The organism is bacterium (Candidatus Blackallbacteria) CG13_big_fil_rev_8_21_14_2_50_49_14, assembly GCA_002783405.1.
Classification (GTDB): domain Bacteria; phylum Cyanobacteriota; class Sericytochromatia; order UBA7694; family UBA7694.
The window spans coordinates 26,915-46,006 of sequence record PFGG01000055.1 but is presented as its reverse complement, the minus strand read 5'-3'; the positions used below and the strand labels follow the sequence as shown (position 1 = coordinate 46,006).

The following is a 19,092-nucleotide window of genomic DNA, read 5'->3' as shown; positions in this document are numbered from 1 at the left end:
TGGAGGTGTCTTTTGCGGGTTGCAGGGCCAAGCTGGCTACTCCTCGCGATCAATCATCGCTTAGAGGTATTATAGCAGGCTCTTCTTGATTCCTCTGTCCGTGACTTTGAGATAAGAGAGTGTGAATTTTGCTGGTTTTACTTTGGGGCTTTTGATTAGACAAAAGCCAGGATTTATGCTAATTTTTACTCATTGAGCTGAATAAAGCGTCAGTTGACGAAAACAAAAATGGATACCCCAAACCTCCGACTCCTGATCCTTGACGATGAACCTGCGGTGCTGGATCTTTTAGCTGCGGCGCTGGAAGGGCAGCTCATTGCCGAGCGACGTATTGAAATTACGATTCGGGCTTCGCGTGCTATGCAGGCCTTGGAACTGGCGCGACTAACTCCCCCGGATCTGGCCCTGGTGGATCTTGAAATGCCCGAAATGGGCGGCTTGGCTTTTGCGAAAGCGCTTCTTGAACAGTCTGAAACCCCGCCGGATGTGTTGATCTACAGTGGGCACACCGATCGCATGGATGTCTATGAGGCTTTGGAGTCCAGGATCAAGGGCTATATTCTCAAAGGACACGAGTCTGGCATTGATCAGCTTTACCAGGCCCTTGAAACGGTTTGCTCTGGTGGCATTTGGATTGCGCCTGAAGTGAGTCTGTCGATGTACCAGAAGGGCTTGTCAAAAAGTTTTTCTCAACCCTCTGTGCTTTGGAAGATCCCTCTGACGGTGCGAGAAAAAGAGGTTTTAGAGTGTTTCCGCCAGGGTTTGACCCAATCGCAGATTGCCGAAGATCTGGAGCTGAGTTTTGAAACGGTGAAAACCCATCTGAAAAATCTGCGTGAAAAATCAGGGTGTAAGAACTTGCAGGAACTGCGTTTGAAGCTTTCAGAAAATTAAGCGTTCTAAATTCAAAAAAACAGTTTACCCGTTTTCAAGATTCAGTTACGCTCACCGCAAATGTTCGACTCAATCCTTGATAGTTCACTGCCACAGACACCTCACCTAACGCCAGCGCTGGCGCTGGCGTTATTCCTGTTGAAAAACACTTCACTGACGTTGAGCATTCTGGAGAGAAATCACCCCATTCAGGAAGGGGTGCCCCCCCTTCCTGAATGGGGTCGGGTCTTATGAAGCGGTTACATTCACGGTAAAGGTCTTGGTCAGCCCGCCATAACTGACGGTCATGGTGGCGGTACCTACGCTGTTGGCGCTGATAATACCCGTTGCAGAGATACTGGCGATGGCGGTATTGCTGGAAGTCCAGGTAGCTTTGGTTTTATCCGTTAAGAAACCTGATTTATTGGTGCCTGTATCCGGGTCAATTTCGTTGAGAATAATGGTCAGGGTAACCGATGCAGTTTCAAGTGTTTTGAGATCGTAGACCGCTTTGTCTACTCCCAGTTCCTTATAAGGCGAAGCGGGCGTGGGAGTGGCTGTGGGCACGGGTGTAGGAGTGGCTGTGGGTACGGGGGTGGGAGTAGCGATCGGTGCTGCGGTAGGCGCTGCTGTAGGGGTGGGGGCAGAGCCACTGACGGTTACAATCAGGGTTTGGGTTATGCCGCCCAGCTTTAGGGTGAGGGGGGTAATTCCCTCTTTCAGGGCTGTGACAACCCCCTCTTTGGAAATGGTGGCAATGCTGCTGTCACCAGAACTCATTTCGAGCAGCTCGAGTTTTTTCAAGACCGCAACACTGTTGTCTTCCTGAACCAGCACAACGGTTTCAAGTTGTTTGTTTTGGCCGGGAGCCAGGGTCAGGACAGAAGGCTGGGCCAGCAAGGTTTTGACTTTGATGGTGTCGGCGCTGGTGATCGCAGTAGGCGTTGAACTGGCGCTTGGACTGCTGGGTGAAGCACTGCCTTGAAGCGCTTTGAGCTGTTCCTGAAGTTGGGCCAATTGAGCTGCCTCAGGCGTGGTGGCTGCCGGTGCACAGGCACAAATCAGGCTGAGAAGCAGGCTTCCGAGAAAAGGGGCGGGGTGGCGCATGGGGAATATTACCTTTTAGTTTCAGTATCAGTTAATCGAGGCGATTGTACATCAGTTATTATATTACAAGCTTTTGTATCATGCTGTACTGAACCTGACAAGAGGGGGGGCTCATCATGAAAAATTATTAAGTTAAGCTGATCAGAACTGTTTTTTTTCTGCTTCAGCCTTTCTAATATTCTCAATGCCCTTCAGCAGCGCATCAGGATTAAACGAAATACTGTTGATGCCGGCTTCGACCAGAAATTTTGCAAATTCTGGGTGATCGCTGGGGGCCTGACCGCAGAGCCCGATTTTCACGCCCTTGGCATTGGCTGTGGCAATGGCTTGCGCAATCATGCGCTTTACGGCTGGATTGCGTTCATCAAAGCTGGCTTGTAGAATTTCTGAATCACGGTCTACACCCAGGGTGAGCTGGGTCAGATCATTGGAACCAATTGAGAAACCATCAAAAATCTCAGCAAATTCTTCTGCCAGAATCACATTGCTGGGAATTTCGCACATGACGTAAATCTCAAGCCCCTGTTCGCCCTGTTTGAGCCCAAACTCGGCCATGGTATCGACAACTTTTTGTCCCTCTTCCAGGGTGCGGCAGAAAGGAATCATGAGTTTGACATTCCGCAAGCCCATCTCTTCGCGTACTTTTTTCATGGCCAGGCATTCCAGGCGGAAGCCTTCGCGGTAGCGTTCATGGTAATAGCGCGAAGCTCCCCTGAAACCAATCATGGGGTTTTCTTCATGGGGTTCAAATTCCCAGCCCCCGACCAGATTGGCGTATTCATTGGATTTAAAATCTGACATGCGCACAATCACATCGTGGGGATAAAAAGCGGCGGCGATGGTCGCCACGGCTTCGGCCAGTTTATCCACGAAATAGGCCTGCTTGTCGGGGTAATGGTGGGTCAGCTCCTCAATAAAGGCCACAGCTTCAGGGTCTTCCAACTCAGGGTAGCGCACCAGGGCCATGGGGTGAATCTGAATGCTGTTGTTGATCACGAATTCCAGGCGCATCAAGCCCACGCCCCGATTGGGCAGGTGGGCCAGTTTAAAGGCCTGATCGGGGTCCGCCAGAATCAGCATGACATCTGTTTTTTCAGGCAGTGTGACCGCTGAAGTATCAATGACCTGCTCTTCCCATTTCAGGCGGCCCCGGTAAATCTGGCCACTGGTGCCATCAATACACGAAACCGTGACCTCTTCGCCATCTTCAATCAGAGAGGTGGCATTGCCGGTGCCGACGACGGCCACGGCTCCAGTTTCGCGTGCGACAATCGCAGCATGGCTGGTGCGGCCTCCCTTGTCGGTAATAATGGCTGCAGCTTTTTTCAAAATGGGATCCCAATCGGGATTGGTGATTTCGGTAACGAGAATATCCCCCTCTTCTACCCTGTCAATTTCTGCCGGAGAGTGCAAAATTCGGGCTTTGCCTGCGGCGATTCGGTCGCCAATATTTTTGCCGCTGACAATCAGTTCTCCCTTTTCCTTGAGGGTATAGGCATGGTATTGGTAGCCCTTGACCTGGCTGTGCACGGTTTCAGGGCGGGCCTGTACAATGAAGAGTTCTCCACTCAGGCCATCTTTGGCCCATTCAATATCCATATGCTTGCCATAATGCTTTTCAATTTTCAGGCACCATTGGGCCAGTTCAAGAACTTCGGGCTCTGTCAAAACATACTGTTCCTGGCGTTCAGGAGGCGTTTCAAGGTTGACGATGGTATGGCTGACGCCCACGCTGCGCCGCTTGGCCTGGGGAGCATCCCCGGCATAGATCATGGTCAGGGCCTTGCTGCCCAGTTTGCGTGAAAGCAGGGCATTTTTCCCTGCTTCCAGGGTGGGTTTGAAGACATAAAATTCATCGGGATTGACAGCACCCTGCACCACGTTTTCGCCCAGGCCCCAGCTGCCGGTAATTAAAATTACGTTTTCAAAGCCAGTTTCAGGATCGAGGGTAAAACAGACCCCTGAACTGGCCTTGTCTGAGCGCACCATTTTCTGAACGCCAATCGAAAGTGCAACCTTGAGATGGTCAAAACCATGATCCTCACGGTATTTGATCGCCCGGTCGGTATACAGCGAGGCATAGCAGTTGTGGCAGGCTTCAAGCAGTTCCTGTTCATTGCGAATATTCAGATACGATTCCTGTTGGCCCGCGAAACTGGCGTCTGGCAAATCTTCGGCGGTGGCGCTGCTGCGCACGGCCACTTGAATTTCTCCTGCGGTATGCTCGCAGAGTTGGCGATAGGCTCCCACCAGCTCCTGCTGTATATCTTCGGGCAGGGGGGCGTGCAATAGCAAAGAGCGGGCTGCGACTCCAATCTGATGAAGATTGCTGAACTCTTTGCGATCGAGTCCGGCCAGAATTTCGACCAGGCGTTCACGTATAGGGCCTGTTTCTAAAAAATGCCACCAGGCGTCGGCGGTTGTCGCAAAGCCATCGGGCACGCGAATTCCCAGGCTGCCTAGGTTTTGAATCATTTCCCCCAGAGAAGCGTTTTTTCCCCCTACGCTTTCAAGGTCTTCCAGGTTCAGTTGGTTGAAGGGGCGAATCCAGGTATGCATGATCAGACCTCCGCGGCTGTTCTGTTTTTATTGTTCTGCTTGGGCTCTTTCAAGACCATGATATGGATCAAGTCTCAAGGCAATCTTGCTCAAGCACTTGCGTGATTTGCTAGAATGCCTGTAAGAAGCCTTAAAGGAGCTGCGCATGCCTGAATACCGCCGTGACCCTGGCACGGGAAGCCTGCATTATCTGGAATTTGGCCAGGGTGAACCCCTGCTGCTTTTGCATGGCAATGGTGCCGACGCGCAGCTGTATATGCCGATTATGGCCGCCCTGAGCCCCCATTTTCACCTGCTCGCCCCCGATTTGCCCGGTCATGGTTTTTCACGTGGGGTGCGTCCTGCCACGACAGCTGCCTATCTCGATCTGATTGAAACCTTTGTGCGCACCCATATCCAGGGACCTTTTCGCGTGATCGGGCATTCCTTGGGCGGCTTGGTTTCCTATCATCTGATGCGAAGGGGATTGCCGATCAGCTCAGCCGTCTGGATGGAGCCTGCGATTTTTGAACTGCGTCCTTTGCTCAAGGCTCTCTTGCCGCTCTATGCCAAGGGATATGCCAACAGCTTGCACTACCGCCCAGAGGTTTTGCGCCATTTGCGTTCGCTTTCGTATAACCCAGCCCAGGCAGATCCTGTACGCGTGGCCGCCTTTGTTGAGGCGTATATGCGTTCCTGCCGCAAGGTTCAGGCTCTTTGGCTGCGCGAGTATCCCCAGTTCTTGCCCTGGCAGTTTGAAGATTTGCAACTGCCGATTCTCTGTATCCGGGGCGTTAAAAACACCTTTATTTCACGCGCCACCACGGCCTTGGTTCCGCGCCTGCCCCAGGCCCAGGAGGTGATTCTGGCTGAAGCCGGACATTGTCTTTTAAATGAAAACAACCGTGCGCTTTTACAGGAAATTCTCGGGCATTTTGGCAAAGAAGTGCCTGAACGCCATGCCCATCGGGTCAGCCAAAGCGAACCTGTTCTGGCAGGCTCAGCCTTGAGCGTGCTAGAGGCCCTTTAAGCAAAGCCTTCAGGCCTGGGCGCGAAATTTAGGGTGCTGGGGTTGAGCCACTTTTTCACGCTGCTGCTGTTCAGCGGGACTGATCACGGCCTGTTTAAAGCGGCTCACTTTTTTTTCAAGCTGACGGCGCATTTTTTTCGTGAGTTTGAGGCTGTCTTGGGCACAGGGGGAGGCACCGGCTTTTTCGCTGCCCGTGTTCTCAGGAACTTGGGTTTCGACGGTTTCTGTTTTTTCAAAAACGCCCATTCCACTGGCTTCAATCCGCACTGGGGTAATTTCCATGGGGCCCTCCTCAAAGCTTCTGTTTTGATTCTAATCCACAGCCCGTCGGTCTGTCTGCACCTTAAGTTGAGGTTTTTCCTGTTTCCCTCATGGCGTTGGGGGGCCGGGTTTTAATCCAGCAATTTGCCAGGATTGAGAATGCCCTCTGGGTCGAGGGTTTTGCGCATCTGACGCAGCAGCGCCATGCCCAGATCGCCTTTTTCTGCCTGTAGCCAGGGGGCATGATCCCGCCCGATGCCGTGGTGGTGGCTGAGGGTTGCGCCTTGTGCCACAATCGTTTCGCAGGCCGCTGTTTTAATGGCTTGGTATTGTTCCCTTTCCTGGCCAGGCAGCAGGGGAAAGGCGAAGGTGAAATAGAGCGAAGCTCCATCGGGGTAACAATGAGAGATATGGGTCATGACAAAGCCTTGGGATCCACTTGTTTTAAGGCCTTGATCGATCTGGGTTTGAAGGGTGTCTTTCAGGGCTTGGTAAAGCGCTGGCAGTTTGCGCCACTCACAGGCGGTTTCAAGGGTTTCAACTGCAATTCCGTGATCCAGCAGGGTATCCCGCAGATAGGGCGTGCTGTAGCGGCTTTTGTGCCAGCTTTCAGCGGCTTTGGGGCCGAGGGCAAAGGCTCCATGGGCTTTGAGCTGTTTCGAGGTCTGGCGGGCCCAGTTCTGGACTTCGGTCTGTTCTCCCTCCTGACCGGCGAGCAAAAGGGCAGGGTGTTGGGTATAGCCCTGAGAGGCCAGATATTGCTTGATCAGACGTTGGGGCAGAGGGTCGGGGCCTGCTTTTTTACGAAAGCGGAATAAGAACTGGGTTTCGGCTTCATCAGAAAGTCGCAGCATGGCCGTGGGGGCTCCCCGCTGTACGAGCTGTCGCAGAGCCTCAAGACCGCTTAAAAAATTCCGAAACAGAAACCCGCGCGCATCCTGGGCGGGGGGAAGTGGGTGAATCTTGAGCGTGGCCTCGGCAATAACACCCAGGATGCCTTCTGAACCTGCCAGCACCTGGCGCAAATCGGGGCCGGCAGCCGAAGCGGGCAGAGCGGGCAAGAGCCACTCGCCTTGGGGTGTCAAGACCTTGGCGGCCACCAGCATGTCTTCGACCTTGCCGTAGCGGTTGGAACGGTCTCCGGCGCCCCGTGCTGCGATCCAGCCCCCCAGGGTTGAAAACTCAAAGGATTGCGGGGTATGGCCCACCGTATAGCCGCGGGCCTGTAGTTTTTCTTCAAGTTCGGGGCCATAGATTCCCGCTTCAGCGGTCATGGTCAATGAGACTTCGTCAATTTCAAGCAGGTGCTGCATCAGGCTCAGATCCAGGCTCAGAACTCCGGCTTGATCGGCCCGGCAGGAAGCCTGAACCCCACCGACCACACTGCTGCCTCCCCCGAAGGGAACCAGGGCCAGCTTTTCTGAATGGGCAAACTCCAGCAGGGCCTGAATCTGGCGTGCATTGCGGGGGTAAACCACAGCATCGGGCAGATCCTGGAGTGTGCCACTGCGCAGATCAAGTAAATCCGGCAGGCTGCGCCCACGGGCGTGCAAAACCCGTTCCCGCAGATCGCTTTTGACTTGCCAGGGGTCAAGAATTTTTGCCAGGGCCTGGGCCTGGGCTGGGTTGAGCCGTGAAGCCGGGACTTCTAAATTTTCAAGCGGGCAGGCCGGGGTTGGGCTGAGGCTTTGAAGTTTGAGTTCGGTCTGTAAAAATTTCCAAAAGCTGGTGTCTCTGCCTTCGAAATCAAAGTGCTGATCCTGCCAGCCCCAGCCATTCCATTTGAGTTTTTCACGGGCGTAGCGCATGGTTCAGCCTTTCAGCCGGAGCAGGCCCGGCAGCAGTTCAAAGTGGGCGGGCAGTTTGCCAGGGGTTTCGCCGTCTATTTCAATCCAGACCGGTTCCTTGCCCAGGGCTTCAGCCACCAGCTGGCGGCAGCGCAAATGGCGTACGGCCGGGGCACTGAGATGGGTGCCCTGGTAAACGCGGGGAAAGGTCAGGGCGGCCTCAAAGGGGCCGATGCCGGTTAAAATCACCAAATCAAACCAGCCATCATTCAGCTCAGCCAAGGGCGCGACGCGCATTCCACCGCCATGGGTGGTGCCATTGGCCACCGCAACCTGTAGGATTTTGATTTGCCAGTCGAGGGTTTCGTCAATTTGCAGGCGCACGCGCTGGGGTTTGAACTGGCTCAAGCTTTGCAGGCTGGCCAGCATAAAACCGGGGGTGCCCCCCATTTGCTTGAGCCAGGGGGTATTTTCAATCCGATGCACCACATCCCCGCCCATGCCAAAACTGCCAAGATTGACAAAATAGCGGCTGAATTCTTGGGTTGCTTCGTTTTTAAGCGTGACTTTGCCCAAATCGATTTGGCGCACAGGGGCTGTGGCCAGGGCTTCGAGATAGGCCTCGAGGGTATTTTCAAGGCCCAGGGATTTGCGAAAATCTCCCCCCGTGCCGCGCATGATCAAGGAAAGCTGGGCTTCAGGGTTGAGGGGCTGATCGTTTTCGAACATGCCATTGATGACCTCATTCAGGGTGCCATCTCCGCCCACGCAAATCAGCCAATCCGCGCCTTGGGCCAGGGCTTCGCGGGCCAGCGCTGTGGCATGGCCCCGGGCTTGGGTCAGGCGGCTTTCCAGCGGGCCAATCCGTGCTTCCAAGCGGGCCAGAATATCAGGCCAGGCCTTGGCGGTTTTGCCCGCCTCAGACTGGGGGTTGACGATCGCAACAATCCGGCTCACGCGGAAGCCTGGGCCGCTGTTTCTGCTTCCGGCAGGACAAAGCGGGCTTTGACCCGTGCCAGTTCACTGGCGCGTTTTTCAGAATCCCAGCCCAATTCCTGGGCCATCAGATCCGCTGCTTTTTCAAGCGCTGCGGTACCAGGATCCCCCAGGGTGCCCAGTCCGGTACGTCTGAAAACAGCATCGGCTAAGGTTTGTGCCATTTCTTCGCGCACGGCATAGAGAATTTCAGCGCCCACTTCCTGTAAATCGGGGGAAAGGGGGTCAAGCAGGCCGGGAGCCGTTTTCCCAACTTCCAGCACCTTATCGACCCGTGCGCCATAGCTGCGGCAGAGGTGGGCAATCAGCTCAGGGCGGTAAAGGCACCATTTGCTCTGTTGTGCACTGACAAAATCCTGGTAGCGTTCGATTTTTCCGCCGCTGATTTGGGCCTGAATCGTGGGGCAAGGTGCTTTGGGTTGTTTGAGCTGGTGATAAACCTTGTCCACCACCTGTTCGGCGAGGTGGCGGGCGGTGGTGTATTTGCCGCCAATTACAGAGATCAGGCCGTGAATCCCTTCCTCTTCGTGGTCATAGACCTCATGCTTGCGTGAGGCTTTGTAACTGTCGACCTTGACCTTGGTCTCTTTTTCGACAATCGGACGCAAACCGCCATAAAAATAGCGCACATCGGTACGGGTCAGGGCGGCGGCTGGATACATGCGGTTGGTTTTTTCAATTAGTTCATCAATATCTTCGCTGGTGACCTTGAACTGGTCGGGGTGCCCTTCAAACTGGCGATCGGTGGTGCCAATCAAAGAATAGCCACGCCAGGGAATAATAAACAGGTGTTCACCCTGTTCGTTGGTCAGGGTCAGGGCCTGATCCAGAGGCGCAATCGCTCGGGTGATGATATGAATGCCTTTGGAGCGCAGCAGATGGCGGGCTGGTTCTTCTTCCATCAACCCCAGCAGCAAATCGGCCCACGGGCCAGAGGCATTGACGATCACCTTGCTTTTCAGGCTGAGATTTTCGCCGCCGATGCGATCCTGGAGAGTGACACCGGTCAGGCTTTTTCCCTCGCGCTCAAACCCCGTTACTTCGGCGTAATTGGCCAAATCTGCTCCTGCTTCACTGGCCGCTTGCAGAAAATCAAGCGTCAGGCGTTCAGGGGAGTGCATCAGGCAATCGTAATAGAGCAGCCCGCTGATCAGACCCTCAGGCGTGAGTTGGGGCACACGGCGCAGGGTTTCTTTGCGGCTGAGCGGGTGAAAAGAGGGCAGTTGTTTATCGGGGTCTTGCAGCCAGCGTTTATCATAGGAAAGCAGCTCATAGAGGGTCATACCGGCGAGCAGAATGGGGGGGCTGTTCTGGCTTTGGCGATAGGCGGGCAGCAAAAAAGGCAAGGGGTCGACCTGGTGCGGTGCGATTTGTTCTAAATAGCGGCGTTCGCGCAAAGATTCCCGTACCAGCCCAAATTCCAGGTTTTTCAGATAGCGCAGGCCGCCATGTACCAGTTTAGAGGGGGCTGAACTGGTGGCACCCGAAAAATCGCTTTTCTCTACCAGGGCTGTTTTCAGACCGCGCAGGGCGGCATCCCAGGCGATACAGGCCCCTGTAATACCGCCACCGATAATTAACAGGTCATAGGTTTCCGTCGCCATTTGGGCGAGATTGCGTTTCATGAAAAACTCCTTGGGCGCGCAGAGGGGTGGTCAATGGGGGAGAAAGACGCGCCGCGTTAAAACCATTGTATCAGGAAGTTCAGCTTCAAAATAATTCTCCCTTATGAAAACAGACCCAGATGGGTCTGTTTTCATAGATTTTAAGTCAAAGCTGAGAATGAATCAAAATGAAAACTGGTAGTTGAGTAGGGTTGGACTTAGAACGCTGTTTGGGTCTGAATTGTGGGGGTCTGTTTTAGAGTTTATGATTTGTTTTTCATAATAATGATAATGTAGCCAAGGGGCGGTAAAGCCGACAATGCGCCCTAAGAGAAATCCAATTAGAGCCCAACTTGAAGTTGCCAGGACACCCAATCCACCGTTCTCTTGTAGTATGGGTAAATAAGTAAAAGGGGCGATGGCAATAATTATGCTGATGCTATCAATTGTGGTGATGGCAGCACCTGCAAATACATCGCCTTGATGATAGGAGCCTACGCCAAAAGGAATCAAATTGAGCCCCATGGCAACAGCAGGATCTTTTTTTATTTTGATGCACTCAACTGTTTCGCAGGCAAATGCTGGAACAGAGAGGGTGATAGAAAGTAAAAGGGTCAGCAGAATGCTGAGAATGGATATGGATTTGTTTTTCTGCATTGAATATTTTTGTAATTCCTGTGTTTATTGTTTTAAACAATAGCATTCTGTTTCTAGGTGAAGGCGCATTCTGAAAACTCATATTATCCACTCAAGTTTTTATCTTCGCTGTTGAAATGCGATACGTTGTGGCGGCAGAAGGGGCAAATGCCTTAAACTGAAAGCAGATAGAGAATTCCTGATGAGGCTGAAAATGAGTGAGTTTGAATTGCTGGATTTTGATGATGAACCCGTGCAAGGAACTGCGGGTGTGGATGCGTATTTTTGGGCTTCGGCCCGAGAGCGTCGCGATTTTCACCAAGAGGCGCTGCAGCAGAGCGATGCTCAGAAATGGGCGGCGCTGATCTCCCAATTGGATTGCTTGCCTGATGATTTACGCCAAAAATTGCATGCGGCTTTTCCGGCTTTACCTGAGTTGAGTTTGGCCGATGCCGCCTGCTTGCTTGAGAGCTTGCAGCCCCTGCTACCCAATTTGCAGACCGGGGATCCGGCCTTGCATCTGTATCATGGCGTGGCGGCTGAGCATTTTTTAAAGTTTGCCCGTAGCTGAGCAGCAAGGGCCAAAGTTTCAGCCAGGGTTTTAGGTATTGAAATGAAGCGTTCGACAAATTAAGCATCATAAACGCCTTTCCACAATGCCTGCTGAAAGCTTCCTGTGTTAAGATAGAGGCCATGAAACGTGCTTTTAATCTTCGAGTCTTCAGTCTTCTGCTGGCGATCTTCTGTTTGCTGGCTCCGTCTGTTATGGCCAAACCGGCTTTAACGCCTGCTGAAGCGCCTGTTCGTTTTTTCAAAGCACTTGAAGCGATGGATTTTGCTGAAGCCTGGCAAAGTCTGACCCTTCAGAGCCAGCAAGAAATTATTGAAAAAATTATTGCGACTGAAAAAAATCCCAAACTCACCCCTGTGCTGGTGCGTCAGCTCTTTGACAGCAATGATAAAACATTGCAATTGGGTTTTTGGGCTTCTTTCCGGCACCATATCGGTTTTAACGATTGGCTAAAGCAAAAATTTGAACTGGAAAAAACGATTTCAGGGACCGAAGCTCGGATTAAAACCCTGCCCGCCAAGATCAGCCTGGTGGTGCGCAATGAAAGCGGTGAATGGAAATTTGGTTTTACTGAAACCTTTATGCCCACCACTTCTCCCTCGGCTTCTCCCTCAGCCCAACCCTAAGGAGTTTCTGCCTATGCAAGCCCCCTTTGCCGTGATCAAGGGTCAAACCCTGCCTTTGAACCAAGCTCTGGTTCCTGTCAATGACCGCAGTTTTCTGTTTGGCGACTCGCTCTACGAGGTGGTCTCAACCTATCAGGGCAAGCCTTATTTTACCCGTGATCATCTTCAGCGTTTGCGGGCGACAGCTGCTGGGATTTATTTTGATTTGCCCTGGGAGGATGCCTGGTTTGAAAATGAGATTCGCACAGGTCTGAACCAAATGCCAGGGCAGGAAGCCTATGTCCGTATCGTGGTCTCTCGGGGCAGTGGTGATTTCAATATCGACATCGATACAGTGGAGACAGAGCCCTTCTGTGTCACAATTTTTAAGCCCTCCTTGCCCATGAATCCCCGTTTCCGCGCTCAGGGTTTTAGCCTGGCTGTACCCGAAACCCGGCGCAACAGTCCGCGCAGTTTAAATCCGGCTTTTAAAACTGGCAATTATCTCAACAATATTCTCTGTTTGAAAGAAGCCAAAGATCAGGGGGCAGATGATGCTCTGATTCTCGATCTGGAAGGCCATATCACGGAGTTGACGACTTCCAATTTCTTTATTGTGCGCCAGGGTGAAATCTGGACAGCCCCCTTGGATGTAGGCATTCTCGATGGTATTACCCGCCGCTATCTGATTCAGGTTGCCCGCGAATTGGGCCTGACCGTGCATGAAAAGCGTTTTGGTCTTGAAGAGGTTCTCAGTGCGGATGAAGCCTTTGTTTCCAGCACCTTAAAAGGGGCTATGCCGGTTTGGAAAGTCAATGGTCAGGTGATTCACGAGGGCTATGGTGAAATCAACCGTGCTGTGGATGATGCCTATTGGCAATATGTTGAAGCCCATCTGGACAGCTATTAGCCGTATGGGGATACTGCGGGGGGGGCTTCTGCTTTTGGTTTTTCTGCTGGCGACCCCTGTGGCCTTGGCTGCACCGCGCCCGGATCAATTGCCACCTGCAGAGATTGCCTTGCTGAAAAGTCTGAAACAGCCTGTGGTTGTACCTGGTTTTTTACCCCGGGGGTTTCACTTTAAAGTGCTGGATCTACACGCTCCCCAAAAAGGGAAAGCCGCTCGCTACCGTTTGGATTACCGTTGTTTTTGCGGGGGCATGAACTATGGCTTTTCGATATTAGCCCAGCCCACGCCCTTGAAGGTCTTGCAGTCGAAACTGCCTGTTCGCATGGATACCCGGCAGTTTGGCAAACTACAGTATTTTCACTATGATCCGACCCCTGTATTGGGGCTTCGCGAACCCTTTTACCTGAGTGCTCCTTTTGGCAAGAAAAAAGAGCTTCACTTTCATCTGCTCAGCAATTTTGAAGGTGCAGCCATGCCCGAGAAACAATTTGTAGAAGTTCTCAAAAACCTGACCTGGTTAAAATAGCACAGCGGCTTTTCTGGGGACAGTGGTTTTGGAATGTATTTAAACACAAGCTAAGTCCGTGTTAAACTTCTGCTGTAATTGAAATGTTGACCGTGAAGTGAGCCCGTTCTATGAAAAATACGCGCAAAGCCGGCGTTCTGTTTATCTTTATTACCCTCTTTCTGGATATTCTGGGAATTGGGCTGATTGTTCCTCTTTTGCCTGAATTGGTAACCCATTTCTTTGGCAATAGTATTTCAGAAGGCGCGCGTTATTATGGCATTCTGCTGGTTTCTTATTCGTTGATGCAGTTTTTCTTTGCGCCTTTTTTAGGGGCTTTGTCCGATCGCTTTGGCCGTCGCCCCGTGCTCTTGATTTCAAGCTTGGGCTCGGCGGTTGATTATCTGGTTATGGCCTTTGCCCCCAATTATATCTGGCTTTTGGCAGCCCGTATGGTTTCAGGCATTACCGGTGCGAATATTACCGTGGGCACCGCCTATCTGGCAGATGTCACCCCTCCCGAAAAACGGGCACAAAGCTTTGGGCTTCTGGGCGCAGCCTTTGGGCTGGGCTTTATTCTGGGGCCTGCCATGGGCGGCCTTTTGGGGCAAACCTCGCTCTCTCTTCCTTTCTTGGTGGCAGCTGGTTTGACCCTGTTGAATTTTCTCTACGGCCTTTTGATTCTGCCCGAGTCGCTTGTGCCGGAGCACCGCTCTGTTTTTGAATGGAAAAAAGCCAATCCCTTGGGCGCTTTTAAACTTTTAACCCGTACACCTGTTTTATTGAACCTTTCCTTGATTTATCTTTTGGCCAATTTGGCTCAGCGCAGCATTGAAAGTACCTGGGTATTGTTTACCAAATACCGTTTTGCCTGGACACCGATGCAAAATGGTTTGTCTTTGGCTGCCGTTGGGGTCTGTGCCGCTTTGGTTCAGGGCGGGCTCATCCGACGTTTGATTCCCAAGTGGGGGGAACGCAAGGCGATTGTGATTGGCACTGGGGTTGGGATTCTGACCTTTCTGCTCTTTGCCTGGGCCCCTTTTGGCTGGACGATTTACGTGATTATTGTCTTTAACAGTTTATTGGGAATCGCAGGGCCTGCTGCTCAAGGCGTGGTTTCCCGGCAGGTCAGCCCCAGTGAACAGGGGGCTTTGCAAGGTGCTTTGGCCAGCTTGGGAACCTTGACCCGGATTATTGGGCCCTTGGTGGCGACTTCCTTGTTTGGCTATTTTACCGATGCCAAAGCCCCGGCTCGTATCGATGGTATTTCGTTCATTCTGGGAGCCGTTTTGCTGACCGCCTCTCTGTTTGTGACCCTCAACCTCTACCGCAAATATGGTTCAGAGCTGGAAAAACCAGCTGAAGAACCTGTTTCCAACCAAGAAATGGAATCTGCGTTGGCTTGATGGCACGCGCTGTTTCAAGGGTTGGGAGAGGCCTGGAAGCTTGCCATGACTGATCCTGATTTTCAGCAGCTCCTGGGCCTGTATCAAAAGCAGGAACTTCAAGCCGCAGAAGCTCTTCTGCCTGAAATGCTTTCCAAATCTGAACACGCTGCTGATTTCTGGCATTTGGCAGGCTTGATCCTGTTTGAGCGGGGCAAGCCTGAATCAGCCCTGCCCTTGCTGGCAAAAGCCCAGGCTGTAGAGCCTGAACGTGCTGAGTTCCTCAATAGCCTGGGCATTGTAAAGGCGGGCATGCATCAGACCGAACAGGCTTTGGCGCTTTTTCTTCAGGCCCAGCGATTAGAACCTGAGAATCCCCGCTTTTTAAGCAATTGCGCCCATGCTTTTTCAGCGCTGAAGCGCCATGCCGAGGCCATTCCCTTGTATCAACAGGTGATTCGCCTGGAACCCCTGCGTTCTGAGGCCTGGCTGGACTGTGGCAAGGCCCTGTTTTTGAACCATCAATTGGAAACTGCGCTTCAGGTGCTCTCACGTGCTGTGGATCTCAAAGCTGGCCCTGAGGCGGGCTATTGGTTGGGGAAAACCTGTGCGGCCCTGGGGCGTTGGGCCGAAGCCGAGGGCTGGTGGTTTCGCAGTCTGCACGCTGGGGTGGTGGCATCGGCCTCTGCATTGGGAGAATATTATCGTCAGATACGCGACTGGGAGCAAGCCCGCCGGGTCTTTGAGCCCCTGCTTCAGAAACCGGGGCTTCCGCTTGAAATCTTACATGAGTGGGTTCAGCTTTTAATTGCACAAAAATCCTATGCAGAGGCAGAGCAGATTTTAGAGCGTGTTTTAGCGCAGACCCCCGATGGGGTTGATTGGCAAATTACGCGCGCCTATTTGCCTGTGTATCAGGGCCGTCCTCTGCTAGCGCTTGAGTTGTTGGCGGCCTTGCTGCCGAGTGCCGGAATGAATCCCCGGCTTTGGCTGCATATTGGCAATGCCTGGATCAAGGCTGAAAATGCAGCCAAAGCTCAAGCTGCTTTCTTGAAATGTCTTGAATTCAGCCCGGATTATGCTCGTGCTTATTTGGCCCTGGGCATGCTGGCAGCTGAAGACAATCTCTTTGAAGCCAGCCAAAACTATTTGCAAACCGCTTTGCGTTTGGATCCCACCGATCCCCGACCCCACCTGTTTTTGGCGAGAATGCTGCTTTTACAGGGCAAATATGCTGAAGGCTGGCAAGAGTATGAATGGCGTCACCCTTTGCTTCCCGGAACTTTGCCCGCTCCACTCTGGCAGGGCCAATATTTGCAGGGCCTGCATCTGCGGATTCTCTGTGAACAGGGCTTGGGGGATAATTTGCAATTTGCGAGTTTGATTCCCTCCTTTTGGAAGGCCCAGGGCAAACCCTATATCAGCTTGGCCTGTGATCCTCCTTTGGCGGGTATTTTGGCGGGTATTGAAGGCGTTGCCGAAATTGCCGGGCCCCAGACCGCCATGCCGGATGTTTGCCTGCGCCTTCTGAGCCTGCCTCTGCATCTCGATACCCGTCTTGAGGATTTGCCGCTTCAGCCCTATTTGAAGATCCCTCCAGAGCCTTTGCCTTCTGAACTGCAGCTTCGTTTGCAGGTTCCTCACCCCAGGGTGGGGCTGGTGTGGTCAAGTGGGGAGGGCCACGATACCCAAGCCAAGCGTTCGCTTGCTTTTCAGGCTTTTGAACCCTTGATAGAGGCTTTCCCACAGATTTTTTTCTTTTCGCTGCAATTGGGGGTTGCTCAGCAGCAATGGCAGCAAAGCCCCCTGGCCAACCGTGTCAGGGATTGTGCTCCCTGGCTCACAGATTTTAAAGTAACGGCACGGGTTCTGGCGCATCTGGATTTATTGATCAGTGTGGATACGGCTGTGGCCCATTTGGCGGGGGGCTTGGGTATGCCAGCTTGGATCCTTTTGCCTTTTGCCCCCGATTGGCGTTGGGGTTTACAGGTTGAGAATGCACCTTGGTATCCCAGTTTGAGGCTTTTTCGTCAGATCGAAAAAGGCCAATGGGAAAGCGTGATACAGGCTGTGATTCAGGCCTTGCACATCAGCTTGCCCCCCTCTGGTTTTTGATTCAGAGGGGGGGCCGGGCTCAGGAGTGTCGCTAGGGCGTGGGGGATGCGCTGGGAACAGGGCTGGGGGTAGGGCTGGGGGTAGGGCTTGCCCCAGGGCTGGGGGTCGTTTCTGGAATCGGTGTTGTTTCCTGGGCAGGCTTGGCTTCTGAAGCAGAGAGTTTACCCGTCAGAACGGCGACATCCAAGTCCTCAGGTTTTTGGCCGCCTGCAAAAACATCAATTCGCAGTTTGGTGCCTGTGGTTTCAGTGACCTCAATCTGATTCCAGGAAAGCATGACTGGAGATGTATTTTTGCTTTCGATCAGGGTGAAAACGCTGTAACGACCTGGGTGAATTCGCGAGCCAAAGGTCACAATGGGCAGGGCTGGTAAGACCGTGGCTGCGGCATAGAGCTGGTTATCGCGTACGAGTTCTACGCGCAGACGTTCAATCAGCGGGGGGCCACTGAATTGTTGGGTTTTAAAGCTGGGAAGATCTTTTCTGATTAGGTTTTGTTGGAAATTGACAAAGATCACCAGGTTTTCAAGCCCTTTGGAACCCGGTCCAAACGTGGTCTCTAGACCCTTGGAGCCTGGGCCGAACTGCATTTGGTAGTAATCCCCCGTGAGCTGGGCCGTGAGCTGGGTAAGTGGAAAAGGCGTCCGCTGGGGTTGGGGGATGGGGGTCGGCTCAGGAGAAGGTGTCAACACCGGTTCAGGAGTGCTCTCGGGGGTTGGATAGCCATAGGGAGTGGGGGTGATAGGATCCGATGGAGTTGAATAAGGAGTTGGATAGATATTTATCGGATTGGGGGTTTGGGGGCAACCTGTCAGAAGCACCCAACTGCAGCATCCCAGCAGCAGGGTCCGTTTTTTCAATCCGCTGTGTTTAGGCGAGAAGTTTTTCCAATTCATTGGTCTTGTGCTCCCAAAGGTTTTTCAATTCGCGATCTTTTTCCTGGCGGATTAACCAGCGAACAGAGTCTGCATCGTAATCCAGGGCCATTTCCAGCCAGTGCAGGGCCCTTTCCAAATCTTCATCTGAGCCTGTTTGTTCAAAGTGCATCTGTGCCAGCCCGGCCTGCATAAAGCAGGTCAACCAATTGCGGTCGAGCAGGGTGATACTGTTCATCAGGACGCTGGCTTCTGACAAAAGTTTCATTTTGCCATGGCTATAGGCGTGAAAATAAACGGCTTCTTTCAGCGGTTTTTCGGGCAGTTCGCCGCCAGGAGCCGTGCTCAAAATTTGCGCATAGACATCACGGGCCTGGCGAAAATAGTCGAGACTCAGGCTTTCAAGCAGGGGGTGCTGGGCGGCAAGCTTGTTTTTGCTGAGAGCAGCTTGGAGCAAGCTCTGCAGTTGAGGGTGTGAGTTACTGAGTTCCTGGGGGGTTTGGGAGATAAATTGCAACCCTTCTCCCAAATGGTAGAGACAACGGGCCAGTTCATCCAGGGCAAAGAGCTTATCGGGAACCTGTTCCAGGCTCTGGCGTAAAAAGTCATGGGCCAATAAAAAAGCTTCAAGTGAATCCAGGGGCTGGCTGTATTGTTGCCCCAACGCTTTGGAGAAATGCATAATGCCCAGATTCATCAGCAGTTCGCCACGGGTTTGGCGATAATCTTCGGGGCAGTTTTCCAGGGCCAGGGAAAAACCTTGCAGGGCAAAATCGAAATTGCCAGCCAAACCGGCCATATGCGCCGTGCGGATTTGCAGATCGAGAAAAGAATCTCCACTGGAGGGGGCTTGTTTGAGCAGGGCTTGGGCTTCTTCACGCCGATCTTCGAGAATCAGGGCCCGCAGCAGACTGTTAAAATGAGCTGTGCTGGGGTCTTTGCGGTAGCGGGCCTGAAGTTCATCGAGGGTGGTGCGGCGCAAGGATTCTTTCAGATTTTCACGCACTGTAAATTCAAAATCACTGGGCACACGGCGATAGGTCAAAAGCAGTTCGCCTTTTTCCTGGGGGGTCATCTTTAAAACCCGCGCCATGACATCGAGCAGATGCACACTGGGCGTTTTAGCGCCCTTTTCAATCAAGGAGATATACGGTTCACTGCAACTGACTTCAGGATCTTCTTGTAAAAGCGCCTGAATCAAGGCTCGTTGGGTTTTGAACCCGGCGCTTTTGCGTTTTTGGCGGATAAATTTTCCGGCTTCAATAAATTCCAATTCCATAGGCTTCTGTTTACTT

General features: G+C 52.6%; 17 protein-coding genes. 10 read left to right on the top strand and 7 right to left on the bottom strand.

The window, feature by feature from the left end:
* The first annotated feature begins 228 nt into the window (after window positions 1–228).
* Window positions 229–894: a hypothetical protein gene (locus COW20_13320; GenBank protein PIW47183.1), complete on the top strand. Its 666-nt coding sequence runs from the start codon at window positions 229–231 to the stop codon at window positions 892–894.
* A 526-nt stretch (window positions 895–1,420) separates the two neighbouring features.
* A complete protein-coding gene (locus COW20_13315) occupies window positions 1,421–1,702 on the top strand; it encodes a hypothetical protein (protein ID PIW47182.1) in 282 nt (93 codons plus the stop codon).
* Between the two features lie 419 nt (window positions 1,703–2,121).
* On the opposite strand, the gene COW20_13310 is transcribed toward COW20_13315, so the two are convergent.
* The gene (locus COW20_13310) at window positions 2,122–4,539 is read right to left on the bottom strand and encodes a phosphoenolpyruvate synthase (GenBank protein ID PIW47181.1); all 2,418 of its coding nucleotides are present in this window, start codon (window positions 4,537–4,539) and stop codon (window positions 2,122–2,124) included.
* Between the two features lie 145 nt (window positions 4,540–4,684).
* Between COW20_13310 and COW20_13305 the strand changes: the two genes are divergently transcribed.
* Window positions 4,685–5,548, top strand: coding sequence for a hypothetical protein (locus COW20_13305; GenBank protein PIW47180.1), 864 nt, complete (start codon window positions 4,685–4,687; stop codon window positions 5,546–5,548).
* Between the two features lie 9 nt (window positions 5,549–5,557).
* Here the strand turns inward: COW20_13305 and COW20_13300 are convergent, their stop codons facing one another.
* The 5 genes from COW20_13300 to COW20_13280 form a co-directional block, all read right to left on the bottom strand.
* Window positions 5,558–5,830 carry a hypothetical protein gene (locus COW20_13300; protein PIW47179.1) on the bottom strand — a complete coding sequence of 91 codons (273 nt, stop codon included), beginning with the start codon at window positions 5,828–5,830 and terminating at the stop codon, window positions 5,558–5,560.
* Between the two features lie 110 nt (window positions 5,831–5,940).
* Window positions 5,941–7,617 (bottom strand): hypothetical protein, encoded by a 1,677-nt coding sequence (locus COW20_13295; protein ID PIW47178.1) that lies wholly within the window; start codon window positions 7,615–7,617, stop codon window positions 5,941–5,943.
* A gap of 3 nt (window positions 7,618–7,620) precedes the next feature.
* Window positions 7,621–8,553, bottom strand: coding sequence for a transcriptional regulator (locus tag COW20_13290; protein PIW47177.1), 933 nt, complete (start codon window positions 8,551–8,553; stop codon window positions 7,621–7,623).
* Window positions 8,550–10,217, bottom strand: a complete 1,668-nt coding sequence (locus COW20_13285; protein PIW47176.1) for a glycerol-3-phosphate dehydrogenase — start codon at window positions 10,215–10,217, stop codon at window positions 8,550–8,552. Before COW20_13285 ends, COW20_13290 begins: the two co-directional genes overlap by 4 nt.
* Window positions 10,218–10,379: 162 nt before the next feature.
* Window positions 10,380–10,853 carry a hypothetical protein gene (locus COW20_13280; protein PIW47175.1) on the bottom strand — a complete coding sequence of 158 codons (474 nt, stop codon included), beginning with the start codon at window positions 10,851–10,853 and terminating at the stop codon, window positions 10,380–10,382.
* Between the two features lie 193 nt (window positions 10,854–11,046).
* On the opposite strand from COW20_13280, the gene COW20_13275 reads away from it, so the two are divergent.
* The 7 genes from COW20_13275 (at window position 11,047) to COW20_13245 (ending at window position 17,186) form a co-directional block, all read left to right on the top strand.
* The gene (locus tag COW20_13275) at window positions 11,047–11,403 is read left to right on the top strand and encodes a hypothetical protein (GenBank protein PIW47174.1); all 357 of its coding nucleotides are present in this window, start codon (window positions 11,047–11,049) and stop codon (window positions 11,401–11,403) included.
* Between the two features lie 122 nt (window positions 11,404–11,525).
* Window positions 11,526–12,029, top strand: a complete 504-nt coding sequence (locus COW20_13270; GenBank protein ID PIW47173.1) for a hypothetical protein — start codon at window positions 11,526–11,528, stop codon at window positions 12,027–12,029.
* Complete coding sequence (locus COW20_13265) at window positions 11,944–12,918, top strand: branched-chain amino acid aminotransferase (protein PIW47172.1); 975 nt, start codon at window positions 11,944–11,946, stop codon at window positions 12,916–12,918. The genes COW20_13270 and COW20_13265 overlap by 86 nt, the downstream gene beginning before the upstream one ends.
* Before the next feature lie 4 nt (window positions 12,919–12,922).
* Window positions 12,923–13,444, top strand: a complete 522-nt coding sequence (locus COW20_13260) for a hypothetical protein (protein PIW47171.1) — start codon at window positions 12,923–12,925, stop codon at window positions 13,442–13,444.
* Between the two features lie 110 nt (window positions 13,445–13,554).
* Window positions 13,555–14,829 carry a tetracycline resistance MFS efflux pump gene (locus COW20_13255; GenBank protein ID PIW47170.1) on the top strand — a complete coding sequence of 425 codons (1,275 nt, stop codon included), beginning with the start codon at window positions 13,555–13,557 and terminating at the stop codon, window positions 14,827–14,829.
* Between the two features lie 45 nt (window positions 14,830–14,874).
* Entirely contained in the window at window positions 14,875–16,923 is a 2,049-nt protein-coding gene (locus COW20_13250) for a hypothetical protein (GenBank protein ID PIW47169.1), read from the top strand.
* A 38-nt stretch (window positions 16,924–16,961) separates the two neighbouring features.
* Window positions 16,962–17,186 carry a hypothetical protein gene (locus COW20_13245; protein ID PIW47168.1) on the top strand — a complete coding sequence of 75 codons (225 nt, stop codon included), beginning with the start codon at window positions 16,962–16,964 and terminating at the stop codon, window positions 17,184–17,186.
* 606 nt (window positions 17,187–17,792) lie between these two features.
* Here the strand turns inward: COW20_13245 and COW20_13240 are convergent.
* Window positions 17,793–19,076, bottom strand: coding sequence for a hypothetical protein (locus COW20_13240; GenBank protein PIW47167.1), 1,284 nt, complete (start codon window positions 19,074–19,076; stop codon window positions 17,793–17,795).
* Between the last annotated feature and the right edge of the window lie 16 nt (window positions 19,077–19,092).